Origin of the sequence: Mixta sp. (genome assembly GCF_024610815.1) — a bacterium.
Classification (GTDB): domain Bacteria; phylum Pseudomonadota; class Gammaproteobacteria; order Enterobacterales; family Enterobacteriaceae; genus Mixta; species Mixta calida.
The window spans coordinates 1-15026 of record NZ_JANION010000011.1 but is presented as its reverse complement, the minus strand read 5'-3'; the positions used below and the strand labels follow the sequence as shown (position 1 = coordinate 15026).

The window sequence follows — 15026 nt, the reverse complement described above, 5'->3', positions numbered from 1 at the left end:
GCTTTTCTCCTGGTAAAGCCCGGCGTTATCTTTAATCTCCAGCACCAGCCGATCCTGCTGGCGCGACGCGCTAAGCCAAATTTCGCCGACGCCCAGCAGCTGCGAGGTGCCGTGCTTAATGGCGTTCTCCACAATCGGTTGCAGCGTAAAGGCGGGCAGCCGCGCCTGCGCCAGCGCATCCGGCACGCTGAGCGTGACTTGCAGACGCGCCTGAAAGCGCGCCTGCTCAATTTGCAGATAGGCGTTCACATGCTCAATCTCATCGGCGAGGGTCACCACCTCGTTGGGCCGCTTGAGGTTTTTACGGAAAAAGGTGGAGAGATACTGCACCAGCTGTCCGGCCTGTTCGCTGTCGCGTCGGATCACCGCCATCAGCGTATTGAGCGCGTTAAACAGGAAATGCGGGTTAACCTGCGCATGCAGCAGCTTAATCTCCGACTGGGTCAGCAGCGCCTTTTGCCGTTCATACTGCCCCGCCAGAATCTGGGCGGAGAGCAGTTGCGCGATGCCTTCGCCCAGCGTGCGGTTAATCGAGCTGAACAGCCGGTTTTTCGCCTCGTAAAGTTTAATAGTGCCAATCACGCGCTGGTTTTCGCCCCGTAGCGGAATGACTAACGTCGATCCCAGTTTGCACTGCGGATGCAGCGAACAGCGGTAAGGTACTTCGTTGCCGTCGGCGTAAACCACCTCGCCCTGTTCAATGGCGCGGCGCGTCCAGACGGAAGAGATCGGCCGTCCCGGCAGATGATGATCGCCGCCGATGCCGGTAAAGGCCAATAGCTGCTCGCGATCGGTAATCGCCACCGCGCCGATATCCAACTCGCGGTAAAGTACCTGCGCCACCTTCATGCTGTTCTCCTGGTTAAAGCCCTGACGCAGAATCCCCTCGGTAGAGGCGGCCACCTTCAGCTCGGTAGCGGAAAAGGCGGAGCTGTACTTTTCCAGCATTGCGCGCTTATCCAGCAGGATGCGCATAAAGAGAGCGGCGCCGACGGTATTGGTGACCATCATCGGCGCCGCGATGCTGGAGACCAGCTTCAGCGCCTCATCGTAAGGCCGCGCCAGCAGCAAAATGATCGCCATCTGGATGATTTCCGCCGCCAGCGTCACCATCGCCGCGGTCAGCGGATGGAAAACCTGATGGCTGCGGCCGCGCTGGATCAGCAGGCGGTGCGCCAGGCCGCCCAGCAGCCCTTCGACAATGGTGGAAACCATGCAGCTGACGGCGGTCATGCCGCCCAGCGAATAGCGGTGCAGTCCGCCGGTCAAGCCCACGAGGCCGCCGACCACCGGACCGCCGAGCAGCCCACCCATTACCGCACCCACCGCGCGCGTGTTGGCGATGGAGTCGGAAACATGCAGCCCGAACCAGGTGCCCAGCAGGCAGAACACCGAAAACACCACATAACAGAGAAATTTATGCGGCAGCCGCACCGTCACCTGCATCAAAGGAATGAAAAGCCGGGTTTTGCTCATCAGCCAGGCGATGACCAGAAACACGCACATCTGCTGCAACAGCAGTAGCACCAGGTTATATTCATACATGCCGTTAACCGCGCCTTATTGACCAGCGCGCAACATACAGTGCGGAAAGGATTTTTTCTTTGAAGCGCGGCAAAAAACGGAGCGCGCGGGCGCAGGAAAAGCGAATAAAAAGGCCGCCCTGCGCAAACAGCAGCGGCCTGAGAGAAAATGCGTCGACTTAATTTTCCAGACGGTAGTTCAGGGTGATTTCAGCGTTCAGCACCTGCGAAACCGGACAGCCCGCCTTCGCCTTGTTGATAATTTCATCAAACGCGGCGTTATCGATGCCCGGCAGCTTGACCGTGCTGTCGAGAGCGATTTTGGTGATAGCAAACCCTTCGCCCTGCTTATCCAGCGAGACGTCCGCCGTGGTGTCGATGCTCTGCGGCGTATGGCCCGCCTGCCCCAGCATCATTGAAAGCGCCATGGAAAAACAGGCGGCGTGCGCGGCGCCAATCAGTTCTTCGGGATTGGTGCCGGCCTTGTCTTCAAAACGGGTATTGAAACCGTAGGGCTGCTGGCTCAGGGCGCCGCTTTCGGTAGAGATAGTGCCTTTACCGCTTTTAAGATCGCCTTCCCAATGCGCCTGCCCTTTCTTATGAATGGTCATCTTTCCTCCTGTTTTGCTGAAATGTACTATCAGTATAGTTAGCCTGCTGAGTAACACCCGTCGGCGACTTTCTGCGCGTGACGCGACGGCCAGCGAACCCGCGCCGCCGCGCGCGCGCCGCGCAGGAAAAAAATGTAACTAACCACAAATCAGGAAGAAACCATGTTCCAGAAAAATGATTTTGTTCAGGCGAAAACCGGCGGTCCAAAAATGCAGGTGCTGCGCGTGGAGGGCGAAACGCTGTGGTGCGCGCGCATTGACGACGCGGAGAAAAAAGAGATCGAAGTGCCGGCCAGCTCGGTCAATCCTTATCATGAAGATGGCGATTTCGGCGTCTGCTGATTGCCCGACAGCCCGCAGCAGAACGGGCTGCTCTCTCGTTGCCTGCACGCGAGACGCCGGTGTAAGCCGGCTTTTACTACAAGGATGCCGTTATGAGCGTAAAACTACGCCCGCTTGAGCGGGAAGATCTCCATTTCGTACATCAACTGGACAACAATGCCAGCGTGATGCGCTACTGGTTCGAGGAGCCCTATGAGGCGTTTGTCGAACTCTCCGATCTCTATAACAAGCATATCCACGATCAGAGCGAGCGCCGCTTCGTGGTGGAAAACGACGGCGAAAAAGTGGGCCTGGTGGAACTGGTAGAGATTAACCATGTGCATCGCCGCGCCGAATTCCAGATCATTATCGATCCAACCCATCAGGGCAAAGGGCTGGCGAGCCAGGCGGCGAAGCTGGCGATGGACTACGGCTTTTCGGTGCTGAACCTTTATAAGCTCTACCTGATCGTCGATCAGGAGAATGAAAAGGCGATCCATATCTACAGCAAGCTGGGGTTTGAGATCGAAGGCGTGCTGCGCCACGAATTTTTTATCAACGGCGAATACCGCAATACGATTCGCATGTGCATTTTCCAGCATCAGTATCTGGAAAAGCACAAGGCCTCGACCGGCGCGATGGTGAAGCCCACCGCCCAGTAACGCGCCGCGCCGACCGCAACGTCGGCGCGGGGGATCAGCCGGCGCGCGCGCCGACGCGATTGATCACCGGCTGAACCGTCGCCGGTTCGATGTTATACATGCCGCCGTAAAAAGGGTCGACCAACAGCCAGCCGGGGAAGCCGCCCAGCGGAATGTTGCCGAGGATATACCAGAGGTTCGCCTTCTCTTTCAGCCGCAGCGTCAACGGCACATAGCCGGGACGCTCGAGCATCACCAGATAACTCTTTTTGCCGAAGTAGCTGCCGTTGGATTTCGCCAGCTCGACGGTTTTCGGCGTCACGCCTTCCGCCACGGGACGACCGGTTTCATCCTGCACGACAAAGGTCGCGCCCTGCGGGATGGAGTCGATGCGCACGCTTTGCGTTTCCGAGCCGACAATGGTGGCGCAGCCGCTGAGCAGCGAGGCGGCCGCCAGCGCCAGTAACAGGCGTTTCATACGCTTTCCTGATTTTCTACGGTTGGGTAATAGTCTAATCGGCAGCGCGCCGTTTTTCCTTAGGGCCGATATCCTTTCCGGCCCGAAGAAGATCACTCCGCGCGGCAGCGATGGGCGAGTGCGGCGATATCCTGCGGCGTGGTGCGGCAGCAGCCGCCGATGATTTGCGCGCCCGCCTCACGCCACTCCGCCAGCTTATCCTGCAACGCACAGCCCGCCGGAGCGCTGTGCCAGGTTTTGCTGACCGCGTCATACTGCTCGCCGGAATTGGGATAGACCAGCAGCGGCTTGCGCGTCAGGCGGCGCAACGCCGTCAACGCGGGCGTCACCTTTTCCAGCGCGATGCAGTTAACGCCCAGCGCCACCACCTGCGGGCAGCGATCCAGCAGCGCGACCGCCTGCGCCAGCGGCGTGCCGTCGGAAAGGTGCTCGCTGTCGCGCAGGGTAAAGGAGAACCAGGCGGGCAGCGTGGGATATTCCGCCGTCAGCAGCGCCGTCAGCGCTTCCAGCTCGGCGTAAGAAGGCAGCGTTTCGCAGGCCAGCAGATCGACGCCTGCCGCCGCCAGCGCCGCGATGCGCGGACGATGAAACGCCATCATTTTGTCCTGTGGCAGCGCATAGTCGCCGCGATATTCGGCGCCGTTGGCGAGGAACGCGCCGTACGGCCCGACCGATCCTGCCACCAGCAGCGGCGCCGCCTGCGGATGATCCGCCAGATAGTCCTGCCGCGCCCGCTGTGCCAGCTCGACGCTGCGCGCGATCAGCGCGCACGCCTGCGCCTCGTCCAGACCGCGCGCGGCAAAGCCCTGCGGCGTCGCCTGATAGCTGGCGGTAATGGCACATTGCGCGCCGGCGGCGAAATAGTCGTAATGCACCTGATAAATCAGCTGCGGATCTTCCAGCAGCACTTTCGCCGACCAGAGCGCATCGGTAAGCACACAGCCGCGCGCCTCCAGCTCGGTCGCCAGCGCGCCGTCGAGGATCAGCGCGCCGCGGCGCTGGAGCAGATCGGCAATCGGGTCAAACAGCATGTTCCGTTTCCTTAGCGCGTTCCCGCTTGTTGCGTTGAGTCAGATAATAAGCGCCATAGCAGAGGGCCACAAAGGGTAAACCGCACCACAGCGCGATGCGTTGTTCAGGATCGAAGGCCAGCCCGACGCAGGCCAGCAGGCAGAGCGCAAAACCGAGAATCGGCGTCAGCGGGAACCAGGGGGCGCGATATTTCAGCCCGTCCAGCCTCCCGCCCTCGCGCAGGTAGCGACGGCGAAACGCGTAGTGCGAGGCGCAGATGCTGAGCCAGACCGCGACCACCGCAAAGCCGGAAATGGCGGAGAGCGCCACGTAGACGGTATCGGCGGCGACAATGCTGGAAAAGAGCGCCAGCAGGCCGCCCAGCATGCTGGCGACGATCGCCACCAGCGGGATGCCGCGGCGCGTCAGGCGCGAGAAGCAGCGCGGCAGCGTGCCTTCGTTAGAGAGCGACCAGAGCATGCGCCCGGAGGCGTAAAGACCAGAGTTGGCCGCCGACAGAATGGCGGTCAGGATCACGAAGTTAAAAATATCCGCCGCCCAGGGAATGCCGATTTTTTCGAATACCAGCACGAACGGACTTTTCACGATGCCCGCCTGATCCATCGGGATCAGCGCCGCCAGGATTAGCACCGTGCCGATAAAAAAGATGATCAGCCGCGCCACCGTGGTACGGATCGCCATCGGCACCACTTTCTGCGGGTTCTCCGTTTCGCCAGCGGCAATGCCGATCAGCTCGGTGCCGGAGAAAGCAAAATTCACCGCCACCATCGTCATCAGGATCGGCAGCGCGCCGTGCGGCAGCCAGCCGGAAGCGGTGAGGTTATGGAAAAACGGCGCGGGCGTGCCGTCTTTTAACGGGATCAGACCAAACACCGCGCAGCCGCCCAGCACAATAAAGGCAAGGATAGTGATCACTTTGATCAGCGAAAACCAGAACTCCCCTTCAGCGAAAAAGCGCGTCGAAACGACGTTAAGCAGGAAGATGGCGATGCAGAAGATCAGACACCAGAGCCAGACCGAAGTTTGCGGAAACCAGTACTGCATGCAGAAACCGGCCGCCGTCAGGCTGGAGCCGAGCGCTACTGTCCAGGTGAGCCAGTAGAGCCAGGCGACGACATAGCCGGTGGACGGACTGAGATAGCGGCTGGCGTAGACGTGAAACGCGCCGGTTTCCGGCATCGCCACTGACAGCTCGCCCAGCGACTGCATCACCAGCCAGACCACCAGCGCGCCGATCAGGTAAGCCAGCAGCGTGCCCGCCGCGCCGGTGGTGGAGATAATATAGCCGGTGTTGAAGAACAGGCCGGTGCCGATCACACCGCCCAAAGAGAGCATCACCAGATGGCGCGCTTTCATACTGCGTTTAAATTGGCCGCCCTGCGGCTGTTCTGACTGCATGGTTGTCTATCCGTATGGACGTCTAAACTTCTAAATGTGGCAGGTTTTATACCTGCCCCGGCAGTAGAATGCAAACGGTGAAACGCAACGGCCGCCCGGACGGGCGCATAGAGGGGGCTTCCCCGTAAGGCGAACGGTTACGGGGAGCGGCGGTAGTGAGCAGACGCGGAGACGAAAACGGAATTAATCAAACATGCTTTGCAGGTAGCGCTCCAGCGCGGCGCGTGAGCTGAAACCGTGCGGAATGCCGTAGTGATCCTGGCTGTCGCCCATCAGGTACATCGGGAAACGCGTATAGTGATCGCAGGTTTTAATTTCCGACGCCGGATCGGCGTAGTTCAGGCTTTTTTCTTTCAGCGTCGGATGAATGACCAGTGCGGTTCTTCCCATGCGCGCTTCGCGGTTAACGTAAACATAATCTTCGCCGCGGCGATAGCCATAGGTTTTCGGCGTCACGGTGTCCATTTCGAACCCCGCTTTTTCCAGAACGCGTGCCACCTCATCTGGTCGTAAATACATGCTCAATCCTCTCATTCTTATAAAGCTTCGCAACCTTACAACAGCGCGGCGGCCATGGGCATTCAGAATTATCAGAAAGGCGGCCGCTGGCGGCGTTTCGCGCTGCGCTTGCGGTGGATGGTCTACACTAAGTATTACGTTATTCAGCAAAGGGATGAGAAAATGTTTAAACAAACAATGAAAAATGACGAAGTGGATATTCACCAGGATGTTTCTGTCCTGGCGGATACGCTGGATGATCTGCTGAAATCCTACGGCGGCAAAGCGCAGGATGATATCGACGCGGCGCGTAACAAAGCGGAGACGCTGCTGAAAGAGACGCGCGTGAAAATGCACAACCGCAACCGCGTCACCGAGGCGGCACGCGACGCTGGCCGTCAGGTGGATAACTGGATTCATGATAAGCCGTGGCACGGCGCAGGCGTCAGCGCCGCAGTGGGTATTTTTATCGGCGCGCTGCTCGCCTCCCGCCGTTAATCTTTCCTGCTGTCCTGTTCTCTCCCCGCCGCGCGCGGGCTTTTTTTTGCCGTCGCCGCCGTTATTCCGGCGGCAGCAGTGCATCGCTTATGACTGAATAAGTGTCGTTCAGCCTCGAAACGCTCTTTTCCCCGTCCCGCTTTCACCGCAACAAATCCTCCTGAAAAAATTTTTTTGCCTCCAACCCGGCGCTGACGCGCCCTACATCAAGGCTCGACTTTAAGCCTGGATTTTGCATGGTTGAAAAACAAAAACGCTACATCTAGTATTTAATTCATAGGACAAACACAACATAGAGTGCCAGAAGCCTGTTCCATCGCTGCGTTGCACCGTTCAGGGTAGCGTATCAGAATGCAAGAAGGAAATACGAATCATGATCATTACCATTTTCACTAAGCATAACTGCATGCAGTGCGACGCCACGAAAAACATGATGGATAAGCAGGGGCTGCGCTATCGACTGGTCAATCTGGACGAGACGCAGGAAGCGGCCGAGAAGTTGATGGCGCTCGGCTACCGTCAGGCGCCGGTGGTGATGGCAGATAACGAGCACTGGAGCGGATTCCGTCCCGACAAAATCATGCGTCTGGCGCAGCCGACGCTGGCGCAGGAGTAAGCGCCATGCATCCACTGGTCTACTTTTCCAGCCAGTCGGAGAATACGCACCGTTTTATCACCCGGCTCGGCCTGCCGGCGCGGCGCATTCCGCTGGATAAACAGCAGCGCCTGCGGGTGGATGAGCCGTTTATCCTGGTGGTGCCGAGCTACGGCGGCGGCGGCGCGCGCGGCGCGGTGCCAGGCCAGGTGATCCAGTTTCTGAATGATGAAGCCAACCGGCGCTGGCTGCGCGGCGTGATTGCCGCAGGCAACCGCAGCTTTGGCGCGGGCTTCTGCCTGGCTGGCGACATCATTGCGCAAAAATGTCAGGTTCCCCGGCTGTACCGCTTCGAGCTAATGGGAACCGCAGACGATATCGCCAACGTGAAAACGGGAGTAATCCAATTTTGGCAACGACAGACAGCACTGAACTAGCGCCGACGGCCGTCGCGCCCGATTACCACGCGCTTAACGCCATGCTTAACCTGTATGACGCGCAGGGCCATATCCAGTTCGATAAGGATCGTGAGGCGGCGCGCCAGTTTTATCTGCAACATGTGCTGCCCAACAGCATGACGTTCAGCTCGACGGCGGCGCGCCTGCGCTATCTGGTCGAAGAAGGCTATTACGAAGCCGCGGTGTTGAGCGCTTACCCGTTTGAATTCGTTTGCCAGCTGTTTGAGCAGGCGGCAGGCTGGGGCTACCGTTTCCAGACCTTTCTCGGCGCCTGGAAGTTCTTTACCAGCTATGCGCTGAAAACCTTCGACGGCAAACGCTACCTGGAGGATTTCCCCGATCGCGCCTGCATGGTGGCGCTGACGCTGGCGCAGGGCGACCGTACGCTGGCCGCCGCGCTGCTGGAAGAAATGCTGTCCGGCCGCTTCCAGCCTGCGACGCCCACTTTCCTGAACTGCGGCAAACAGCAGCGCGGCGAGCTGGTCTCCTGCTTCCTGCTGCGCATCGAAGACAATATGGAGTCGATCGGCCGCGCGATTAACGCCGCGCTGCAACTGTCAAAGCGCGGCGGCGGCGTGGCGCTGCTGCTCTCCAACCTGCGCGAGGCGGGCGCGCCGATCAAGCGCATCGAAAACCAGTCTTCCGGCGTGATCCCAGTGATGAAAATGCTGGAGGACGCCTTCTCCTACGCCAATCAGCTGGGCGCGCGCCAGGGCGCCGGCGCGGTGTATCTGCATGCGCACCATCCCGATATTTTGCGTTTCCTCGACACCAAACGGGAAAACGCCGACGAGAAGATCCGTATTAAAACACTGTCGCTGGGCGTGGTGATCCCGGACGTTACCTTCCGGCTGGCGAAAGACAATCAGCCGATGGCGCTCTTTTCACCCTACGACATCGAGCGTATTTACGGCCAGCCCTTCGCCGATATCAGCATCAGCGACCGCTATGAGGAGATGCTGGCGGACAGACGCATCCGTAAAACCTTTATCAACGCGCGCGCCTTTTTCCAGACGCTGGCGGAGATCCAGTTTGAGTCGGGCTATCCCTACGTGATGTTCGAAGATACGGTAAACCGCGCCAATCCGGTGGCGGGCCGCATCAATATGAGCAACCTCTGCTCGGAGATTTTGCAGGTCAACTCCCCGTCGCGCTATCACGAGGATCTCAGCTATCAGCGCATCGGCAAAGATATCTCCTGCAATCTCGGATCGCTGAATATTGCGCACGCCATGGATTCCGGCGACCTGGCGCGCACCGTGGAGATCGCGGTGCGCGGGCTGAGCGCGGTTTCCGATATGAGCGATATCCGTTCGGTGCCGTCGGTGGCGCACGGCAACGCGCAATCGCACGCCATCGGGCTGGGGCAGATGAATCTGCACGGCTATCTGATGCGCGAAGGCATCGCCTACGGCTCGCCGGAGGCGCTCGATTTCACCAACCTCTACTTTTATTGCGTCACTTACCACGCGCTGCGCACCTCAAACCAGCTGGCGCGCGAGCGGCAACAGCGCTTCGGCGGCTTTGCGCAATCGCGCTACGCCAGCGGCGACTATTTCACTAAATATATTGAGCGGGTGTGGCTGCCACGCACTGAACGCGTTGCCCGACTGTTCGCCGACGCCAATATTCGTCTGCCCGACCAGGCGGACTGGCAGGCGCTGCGCGCGGCGGTGATGCGTGACGGCCTCTATAACCAGAATTTACAGGCGGTGCCGCCAACCGGCTCCATCTCCTATATCAACCACGCCACCTCAAGCATTCATCCTATTGTGTCGCGCATTGAGATCCGTAAAGAGGGCAAAATCGGGCGCGTCTATTACCCGGCCCCCTTTATGACCAACGAGAATGCGCACAGCTGGCGCGACGCCTGGGAGATCGGCCCGGAGGCGATTATCGATACCTATGCCGAAGCGACGCAGCATGTCGATCAGGGGCTATCGCTGACGCTCTTTTTCCGCGACGACGCCACCACGCGCGATATCAACCGCGCACAGATCTACGCCTGGAAGAAAGGGATCAAGACCCTGTATTACATTCGCCTGCGGCAGATGGCGCTGGAAGGCACCGAGGTGCAGGGCTGCGTCTCCTGCTCGCTGTAAATGGAAGTGACAAGATTATGCAAACCTTAAAACGCATCCAGGCGATAAACTGGAACCGCATCGAAGATGACAAAGATTTAGAGGTCTGGAACCGTCTGACCAGTAATTTCTGGTTGCCGGAAAAAGTGCCGCTCTCTAACGATCTGCCCGCCTGGCATACGCTGAGCAAGGTAGAGCAGCAGCTGACCATCCGCGTTTTTACCGGTCTGACGCTGCTGGACACTGTGCAAAACGGCGTCGGCGCGCCGGCGCTGATGCGCGACGCGCTGACGCCGCACGAGGAGGCGGTGATGTCCAATATCAGCTTTATGGAGGCGGTACATGCGCGCTCCTACAGCTCGATTTTCTCCACGCTCTGCCCGGTTAGCGAGGTGGATGCGGCTTATGCCTGGAGCGAACAGAACACGCCGTTACAGAATAAGGCGAACCTGATCCACCAGCACTACTGCGCCGACGACCCGCTAAAGAAGAAGATCGCCAGCGTGTTCCTTGAGTCGTTTCTGTTCTATTCCGGCTTCTGGCTGCCAATGTACTGGTCGAGCCGCGGCAAGCTGACCAACACCGCCGATCTGATCCGGCTGATTATTCGTGACGAGGCGGTGCACGGTTACTACATCGGCTACAAGTATCAGAAAGGGCTGCAACTGGCGGACGCGGCGCGGCGTGAGGCGCTGCGGCAGTTCGCGGTCGATCTGCTGATGGCGCTCTACGAGAATGAGCTGGCCTATACCGAGGCGCTGTATGGCGATACGCCGTGGCAGGAGGAGGTAAAGACCTTCCTGCACTATAACGCCAATAAAGCGTTGATGAACTTAGGCTATGAGGCAGTGTTCCCGGCGGAGATGACCCAGGTGAATCCGGCGATCCTGAGCGCACTGTCGCCTAACGCCGACGAGAATCACGATTTCTTCTCCGGTTCCGGTTCTTCCTATGTGATAGGAAAAGCGGTTGAAACCGAAGATGAAGATTGGGACTTCTGAATATTAACGGGGCGCGATAATGCCCCGCTTTATTGTATTTCCGTCATTAGCATTAATATTATTTATTTCACACTGAACAATCCCACCGAAAGTAATTTAATTCATTCCGTTGGCCCCTTGCCATTTTATCCTTTTTTCCGCTGAAAATAAGCGCCGACCGCCCTCGTTTTTTGCAGAAAATCTCGTTTTTTTCACCCAAAAATTATTTGCGCTCAGCCCTTACCCTGATTGGCGTAAGGCGAGATGCGCGTCCCAATATGAGACCGAACGCGCCGTGCAAAGGGTTGCCTGAGATTCTCAGTATGCTAGGGTATAGGCCGCTTTAATTTCACCAGGAAATAAAACCCATCAGAAAATTAACTAACCAGGACAGTTATATTGCATGGCAATTAAATTAGAAGCAAAAAACCTGTATAAAATATTTGGCGAAAATCCTGAACGCGCTTTTAAATATATCGATAAAGGTATCAGCAAAGATGTGCTGCTGGAAAAAACCGGACTTTCGTTGGGCGTAAAAGACGCCAGTCTGGCCATTGAAGAAGGCGAGATATTTGTCATCATGGGGCTGTCTGGTTCAGGCAAATCCACCATGGTTCGCCTTCTCAATCGTCTGATAGAGCCGACCCGCGGTCAGGTGATTATCGACGGCGTCGATATCGCCAAAATATCGGAAAGCGAGCTGCGCGACGTGCGGCGAAATAAGATCAGCATGGTGTTTCAGTCTTTCGCGCTGATGCCGCATATGAGCGTGCTGGATAATACCGCCTTCGGCATGGAGTTAGCCGGCGTGCCGCTGAAAGAGCGGCAGGAAAAAGCGCTGGAGGCGCTGCGTCAGGTGGGACTGGAAAATTACGCCGCCGCCTGGCCCGATGAATTATCGGGCGGCATGCGTCAGCGTGTGGGATTAGCGCGCGCGCTGGCGATCAATCCCGATATTTTATTAATGGACGAGGCGTTTTCCGCGCTCGATCCTTTAATCCGCACCGAGATGCAGGATGAGCTGGTAAAATTACAGGCGAAACATCAGCGCACCATTATTTTTATTTCCCACGATCTTGATGAAGCGATGCGCATCGGCGATCGCATCGCCATTATGCAGGGCGGCGAAGTGGTACAGGTCGGCACCCCGGACGAGATCCTGAATAATCCCGCCAACGACTATGTGCGCACCTTCTTCCGCGGCGTCGACATCAGCCACGTTTTCAGCGCCAAAGATATCGCCCGCCGCAACGCCAGCTCCCTGATGCGCAAAGCGCCCGGCTTCGGTCCGCGATCGGCCATTAAGCTGTTGCAGGATGAAGACCGCGAATATGGCTACGTGCTGGAAAAACAAAGGTTTATCGGCGTGGTTTCCACCGATTCGCTGAAGGCGGCGCTGGCCGCGGGCGCGAGCCTTGACGCCGCGCTGCTTCCCTCGCCCGCCGCCGTATCCGGCGATACCTCTCTGAACGAACTGCTGTCGCATGTGGCGCAGGCGCCCTGCGCGGTGCCGATTGTCGGCGAGGAGAATCACTACATCGGCGTTATTTCAAAAGGCACGCTGCTGCAGGCATTAGATCGCGAGGGGAATCAACCATGAGTCAGGCAACAACAAATCCGTGGGAAAACGGCGCAGCGCAGGCTGACGCTAACGACGCCGCACAGCCGACGGCCGTTGATAGCGCGGCGAGCGATCCCTGGGGCAGTGCCCCTTCAGGCGACGCCGCACCGGCCGCTTCAGGCGACGCCTGGGGGTCGCCCGCCAGTACAGGCGGTCACGACGCAGCCAGCAGCGACTGGCTGAACAGCGCGCCGACGCCGCAGCCGGAACAGTTCAATGTGATGGACCCTTTCCACCATACGCTGATCCCGCTCGACAGTTGGGTGACGCACGGCATCGACTGGGTCGTCAGTCATTTTCGTCCGCTGTTTCAGGGCATTCGCGTGCCGGTAGATTATATCCTCAGTGCCTTTCAGCAGATGCTGCTGGGCATGCCGGCGCCGGTGGCGATCGTGCTGTTCGCCCTGATTGCCTGGCAGTTTTCCAGCGCAGGCATGGGCATCGCCACGCTGGTGTCGCTGGTGTTGATCGGCGCCATCGGCGCCTGGTCGCAGGCGATGGTAACGCTGGCGCTGGTGCTGACCGCCCTGCTGTTCTGCATCGTCATCGGCCTGCCGCTCGGCATCTGGCTGGCGCGCAGCGAACGCGCCGCCCGCGTGATCCGGCCGCTGCTCGACGCCATGCAGACCACGCCCGCCTTTGTCTATCTGGTGCCGATCGTGATGCTGTTCGGCATCGGCAACGTGCCCGGCGTGGTGGTGACCATTATTTTCGCCTTGCCGCCGGTGGTGCGTCTGACAGTGCTCGGCATTAAGCAGGTGCCGGCGGATCTGATCGAAGCGGCGGAATCGTTCGGCGCCAATCCGCGTCAGATGCTGTTTAAGGTGCAACTGCCGCTGGCGATGCCGACGATTATGGCTGGCATAAACCAGACGCTGATGCTGGCGCTGTCGATGGTGGTGATCGCCTCGATGATCGCCGTCGGCGGCCTGGGTCAGATGGTGCTGCGCGGCATTGGCCGCCTTGATATGGGCCTCGCCACGGTTGGCGGCGTCGGCATCGTTATTCTGGCGATCATTCTCGATCGCCTTACCCAGTCGCTGGGACGCGACCGCCGCAGCCGCGGCAACCGACGCTGGTACGCCACCGGTCCGCTGGGCCTGTTGACCCGCCCTTTTATTAAATAAGTCCCCGGCGGCGCCCCGCTGCGCCGCCTTCCTGACAAACCAACACCACGAGGACTCGCTATGCGTATAAGCGCTATTCTGGCCGCCGCCCTGACGACGCTGGCCGCCGCACAGATTTCCGCCGCCGATCTGCCGGGCGCCGGCATTACCGTCAAGCCGGTGCAGAGCACCATTTCCGAAGAGGCGTTCCAGACGCTGCTGGTCAGCCGCGCGTTGGAGCAGCTGGGCTACCGCGTCGAGAAGCCCAGCGAGGTCGATTACAACGTCGGCTATACCTCGCTGGCCTCCGGCGACGCCACCTTCACCGCCGTGAACTGGCAGCCGCTGCATGACGATATGTATAACGCCGCTGGCGGCGACAAAGCCTTTTACCGCCAGGGAACCTACGTGACCGGCGCGGCGCAGGGCTATCTGATCGATAAAAAAACCGCCGAGAAATATCACATCACCCGCATCGATCAGCTAAAAGATAAAAAACTGGCGGCGCTGTTCGACGCCAACGGCGACGGCAAAGCGGATATGACCGGCTGCGCGCCGGGCTGGGGCTGCGAGACGGTGATCCTGCACCAGAACCAGGCGTTCGGCCTGAGCCAAACCGTCGAGCCGAATATGGGCAACTACGCGGCGATGATGGCTGACACCATAGCTCGCTATAAACAGGGGAAACCGATCCTTTACTACACCTGGACGCCTTATTGGATCAGCGATGTGCTGGTGCCGGGCAGAGATGTGGTCTGGTTACAGGTGCCGTTCTCCTCGATGCCAGGCGCGCAGAAGGACGTCGACACCCAGCTTCCCAACGGCGCCAACTATGGCTTCCCGGTCAACACCATGCATATCGTCGCTAACAAAGCCTGGGCGGAGAAGAATCCGGCGGCGGCGCGTCTGTTCGCTGAGATGAAGCTGCCCATTACCGATATCAATGCGCAGAATGCGCGCATGCACCAGGGGCAATCTTCAGAACAGGCGATTAATGCCCACGTCGATGGCTGGATAAAGGCCCATCAGGCGCTGTTTAATAAATGGATTGAAGACGCAAAATCTGCTGCGCAGTAAGCATTTTCAGGTTAATGAAACGGGCGACAAATGTTGCCCGTTTTTTATTATTTGCCGTGCAGCGCCAGCCGGATCGGGCGTTGCATACGGTGAGAACGTAAAGGGAAC

General features: G+C 58.8%; 16 protein-coding genes. 10 read left to right on the top strand and 6 right to left on the bottom strand.

The window, feature by feature from the left end; translation table 11 throughout:
* Both MYY08_RS00550 and MYY08_RS00545 read right to left on the bottom strand, forming a co-directional pair.
* On the bottom strand, nucleotides 1-1545 hold a 1545-nt coding region (locus tag MYY08_RS00550), incomplete at its 3' end, for a sensor histidine kinase (RefSeq protein ID WP_288012499.1).
* Nucleotides 1546-1702: 157 nt separating this feature from the next.
* Nucleotides 1703-2134, bottom strand: a complete 432-nt coding sequence (locus MYY08_RS00545) for an OsmC family protein (RefSeq protein ID WP_084971093.1) — start codon at nucleotides 2132-2134, stop codon at nucleotides 1703-1705.
* 162 nt (nucleotides 2135-2296) lie between these two features.
* Here MYY08_RS00545 and MYY08_RS00540 point away from each other — a divergent pair, with 162 nt between their 5' ends.
* Together MYY08_RS00540 and speG are read left to right on the top strand one after the other, a co-directional pair.
* Nucleotides 2297-2476: a GDFGVC terminal motif YodC-like protein gene (locus tag MYY08_RS00540; RefSeq protein ID WP_038624598.1), complete on the top strand. Its 180-nt coding sequence runs from the start codon at nucleotides 2297-2299 to the stop codon at nucleotides 2474-2476.
* Between the two features lie 92 nt (nucleotides 2477-2568).
* Nucleotides 2569-3117 carry a spermidine N1-acetyltransferase gene (gene speG / locus MYY08_RS00535; RefSeq protein ID WP_038624597.1) on the top strand — a complete coding sequence of 183 codons (549 nt, stop codon included), beginning with the start codon at nucleotides 2569-2571 and terminating at the stop codon, nucleotides 3115-3117.
* A gap of 34 nt (nucleotides 3118-3151) precedes the next feature.
* On the opposite strand, the gene MYY08_RS00530 is transcribed toward speG, so the two are convergent.
* The 4 genes from MYY08_RS00530 to MYY08_RS00515 all read right to left on the bottom strand — a co-directional run bounded on the left by MYY08_RS00530 (nucleotide 3152) and on the right by MYY08_RS00515 (nucleotide 6523).
* Nucleotides 3152-3574, bottom strand: coding sequence for a hypothetical protein (locus MYY08_RS00530; protein WP_038624596.1), 423 nt, complete (start codon nucleotides 3572-3574; stop codon nucleotides 3152-3154).
* Nucleotides 3575-3666: 92 nt separating this feature from the next.
* Nucleotides 3667-4605, bottom strand: coding sequence for a homocysteine S-methyltransferase (mmuM, locus tag MYY08_RS00525; RefSeq protein ID WP_190296151.1), 939 nt, complete (start codon nucleotides 4603-4605; stop codon nucleotides 3667-3669).
* The gene (gene mmuP / locus MYY08_RS00520) at nucleotides 4595-6004 is read right to left on the bottom strand and encodes an S-methylmethionine permease (RefSeq protein WP_038624594.1); all 1410 of its coding nucleotides are present in this window, start codon (nucleotides 6002-6004) and stop codon (nucleotides 4595-4597) included. The genes mmuM and mmuP overlap by 11 nt, the downstream gene beginning before the upstream one ends.
* Nucleotides 6005-6187: 183 nt before the next feature.
* Nucleotides 6188-6523, bottom strand: coding sequence for a DUF2002 family protein (locus MYY08_RS00515; protein ID WP_038624593.1), 336 nt, complete (start codon nucleotides 6521-6523; stop codon nucleotides 6188-6190).
* A gap of 162 nt (nucleotides 6524-6685) precedes the next feature.
* On the opposite strand from MYY08_RS00515, the gene MYY08_RS00510 reads away from it, so the two are divergent.
* From MYY08_RS00510 to proX, 8 genes are all read left to right on the top strand, one after another.
* A complete protein-coding gene (locus tag MYY08_RS00510; RefSeq protein ID WP_038629900.1) occupies nucleotides 6686-7000 on the top strand; it encodes a DUF883 family protein in 315 nt (104 codons plus the stop codon).
* A 373-nt stretch (nucleotides 7001-7373) separates the two neighbouring features.
* Nucleotides 7374-7616 (top strand): glutaredoxin-like protein NrdH, encoded by a 243-nt coding sequence (nrdH, locus tag MYY08_RS00505; protein ID WP_038624592.1) that lies wholly within the window; start codon nucleotides 7374-7376, stop codon nucleotides 7614-7616.
* A gap of 5 nt (nucleotides 7617-7621) precedes the next feature.
* Nucleotides 7622-8032, top strand: coding sequence for a class Ib ribonucleoside-diphosphate reductase assembly flavoprotein NrdI (nrdI, locus tag MYY08_RS00500; RefSeq protein WP_084971354.1), 411 nt, complete (start codon nucleotides 7622-7624; stop codon nucleotides 8030-8032).
* A complete protein-coding gene (nrdE, locus tag MYY08_RS00495; RefSeq protein ID WP_257152229.1) occupies nucleotides 8005-10155 on the top strand; it encodes a class 1b ribonucleoside-diphosphate reductase subunit alpha in 2151 nt (716 codons plus the stop codon). Before nrdI ends, nrdE begins: the two co-directional genes overlap by 28 nt.
* Before the next feature lie 17 nt (nucleotides 10156-10172).
* Nucleotides 10173-11135, top strand: coding sequence for a class 1b ribonucleoside-diphosphate reductase subunit beta (gene nrdF, locus MYY08_RS00490; RefSeq protein WP_084971352.1), 963 nt, complete (start codon nucleotides 10173-10175; stop codon nucleotides 11133-11135).
* A 382-nt stretch (nucleotides 11136-11517) separates the two neighbouring features.
* On the top strand, nucleotides 11518-12714 hold the full coding sequence (proV, locus tag MYY08_RS00485) for a glycine betaine/L-proline ABC transporter ATP-binding protein ProV (protein WP_084971349.1): 1197 nt from the start codon (nucleotides 11518-11520) through the stop codon (nucleotides 12712-12714).
* Nucleotides 12711-13862 (top strand): glycine betaine/L-proline ABC transporter permease ProW, encoded by a 1152-nt coding sequence (gene proW / locus MYY08_RS00480; RefSeq protein ID WP_084971348.1) that lies wholly within the window; start codon nucleotides 12711-12713, stop codon nucleotides 13860-13862. Before proV ends, proW begins: the two co-directional genes overlap by 4 nt.
* 60 nt (nucleotides 13863-13922) lie before the next feature.
* Nucleotides 13923-14918 carry a glycine betaine/L-proline ABC transporter substrate-binding protein ProX gene (gene proX / locus MYY08_RS00475; protein ID WP_084971346.1) on the top strand — a complete coding sequence of 332 codons (996 nt, stop codon included), beginning with the start codon at nucleotides 13923-13925 and terminating at the stop codon, nucleotides 14916-14918.
* The last annotated feature ends 108 nt before the right edge of the window (nucleotides 14919-15026 follow it).